Here is a 2,328-nt window from a genome sequence, read left to right as displayed (position 1 = left end):
GGGGCCCCCACCCGGCCCGCGGGCGGGGGGCGCCCCCCGCCCCCCCCCCCCCCCGCCCCGCCCCCCCCCGGGCGCCGGGCCCCGGGGGCCCCCGCCCCCGAGCTCGGGTCAGCAGCCGGGCGTGTCGCCGCCCTTGGCCAGCGCCTCCAGCGAGGTCACGGCGTCCTGCAGGTTCTTGACCCGGATCAGCCTGAGCCCGTCGGGGGCGTTCTGCCTGGCCTCCTCGCAGTTGCCGTCGGGCACGAGGACCGCCTCGGCGCCGCCCTCGCGCGCGGCGACCATCTTGAACGGGATGCCGCCGATGCGGCCGACCTCGCCGGTCTGGGTGATCTCGCCGGTGCCCGCGACGTGCTTGCCGCCGTTGAGCTCGCCGGGGGTCAGCTTGTCCACGATGGACAGCGCGAACATCAGGCCCGCGGAGGGGCCGCCGACGTCGGACAGGCTGATGGTGACGTCGAACGGGACGTCGGCGCGGTCGGCGGGGACCATGCCGAGGAAGCCGGTCTCGCGGTCCCCGGCCTGGGCGAGGGTGACGCGGGCGGTCTTGCGCTCGCCGTCGCGCAGGACGACGAGGTCGACCTGGTCGCCGGGCTTGGTGGACTCCAGCGCGGGCCGCACCTGGTCGGCGGCGGTGATCTGCCTGCCGTTGACCTCGACGAGCTGGTCGTCGGGCTGGAGGGCGGCGTCGGCCGGGGTGCCCTTGGTGATCTCGGCGACGAGGACCTTCTTGGGGTAGCCGAGGTAGCTGAGCGCCGCGACCTCGGCGCTGCTCTGCGAGTCCTCGAACGCGCGGGTGTTCTCGTCGCGGACCTGCTGCTCGGACTCGCCGGGGCGGAAGAACTCCTCGCGCGGGGCGAGCGCGTACCGGCCGCTGAGCCAGAGGCCGAGCGCGCCGAACAGGGACACGTCGTCGGTGAGCGAGACCGTGGTCATGGTGAGCGTGCCGCCGGTCGGGAACGTCTCCTGGCCGTCGACGGACACGACCTGGCGGCCACCCGCCTCGCCGAGGGTGTCGTAGGTGGGGCCGGGGCCCAGCGCGACGTACGGGACGCGGGCGAAACCGCCGAGCAGGCCGAGCGCGAGCACGAGCACGAGGCTGATCACGAGCGTCCACGTGCGCCTGGTCAGGCCGGTCCGGCGCGGGGGCAGCGGGGCGCCGGGCGCCGGTGGCGGCGGTGGCGGCGCTGGGGCCTCCTCGACCGGCGGGCGGTCGGCTTGGAGGGTCTCCTCGGGCGCGCTGTCGTGTCCGGTGTCGCTGCGCTCGCTCACCGCCCCAGCGTACGGGCACCGCGCTCGCCCTCCGCGAACCGGCACCGCGCGGCACGCCGGGCCCGCGTACCGTGGTGGTATGAGTGACCTGCCCTTCGGGTTCAGCCCGCAGGACCCGGATGACCGAGGCCGCAAACCCGAGGACCAGGGGGGCGCGGGCAACCCCTTCGACTTCAACCAGCTCGGCGCGATGCTCAGCCAGCTCGGCGCGATGTTCAGCAACGCGAGCAGCGCGCAGGGGCCGGTGAACTACGACCTGGCCAAGCAGATCGCCTTCCAGCAGCTCGCGGGCAAGGGCGGTTCGGTCGGGTTCGGACCCGACCAGGGCAGCGCCGTGTCCGACGCGGTGCACCTGGCCGAGATGTGGCTGGACCCGGCGACGGCGCTGCCGTCGGCGAGCCGCGTGGTGCAGAGCTGGACCGCGCGCGAGTGGGTCGAGCGCACCCTGCCGACGTGGCAGCGGTTGTGCGACCCGGTGGCGCAGCGCGTGTCCGGCGCGTGGGTCGAGGCGATGCCCGAGGAGGCGAAGCAGGCCGCGGGGCCGCTGCTGTCCATGCTCGGGCAGATGGGCGGGATGGCGTTCGGCTCGCAGCTGGGCGGCGCGCTGGCGCAGCTCGGCTCCGAGGTGCTGACCTCGTCCGAGGTGGGGCTGCCGCTGGGGCCCGAGGGCACGGCGGCGCTGCTGCCCGCGAACATCGAGAAGTTCACCGAGGGCCTGGAGCGGCCCTCCAGCGAGGTGCTGGTCTTCCTCGCCACCCGCGAGGCGGCGCACCAGCGGCTGTTCAGCCACGTCCCGTGGCTGCGGCAGCGGCTGCTGGACACGGTGGAGGAGTTCGCCAAGGGCATCACCGTCGACACCTCCGCGCTGGAGCAGCTGGCGGGCCAGGTCGACCCGGCCAACCCGGCGAGCTTCGAGGAGGCGATGAAGTCCGGGATGCTGGAGCCGCAGACCACCGAGGAGCAGAAGGCCGCGCGGGCGCGCCTGGAGACGCTGCGCGCGCGGGTCGAGGGCTGGGTGGACGTGGTGGTCGCCGAGGCCGTGGGCGAGCGGCTGCCCGG

General features: G+C 75.2%; 2 protein-coding genes. One reads left to right on the top strand and one right to left on the bottom strand.

Going from position 1 to position 2,328, the window contains the following annotated elements:
- Positions 1–108 precede the first annotated feature (108 nt).
- Positions 109–1,269 carry a YlbL family protein gene (locus tag ACTUAL_RS15925; protein ID WP_440900813.1) on the bottom strand — a complete coding sequence of 387 codons (1,161 nt, stop codon included), beginning with the start codon at positions 1,267–1,269 and terminating at the stop codon, positions 109–111.
- 79 nt (positions 1,270–1,348) lie between these two features.
- On the opposite strand from ACTUAL_RS15925, the gene ACTUAL_RS15920 reads away from it, so the two are divergent.
- A partial coding sequence (locus ACTUAL_RS15920) for a zinc-dependent metalloprotease (RefSeq protein ID WP_440900812.1) occupies positions 1,349–2,328 on the top strand: 980 nt, incomplete at its 3' end.

This window comes from Actinosynnema sp. (genome assembly GCF_052038725.1).
The sequence above is the reverse complement of the archived record's forward strand: the minus strand, read 5'-3'. Positions and strand labels throughout refer to the sequence as shown.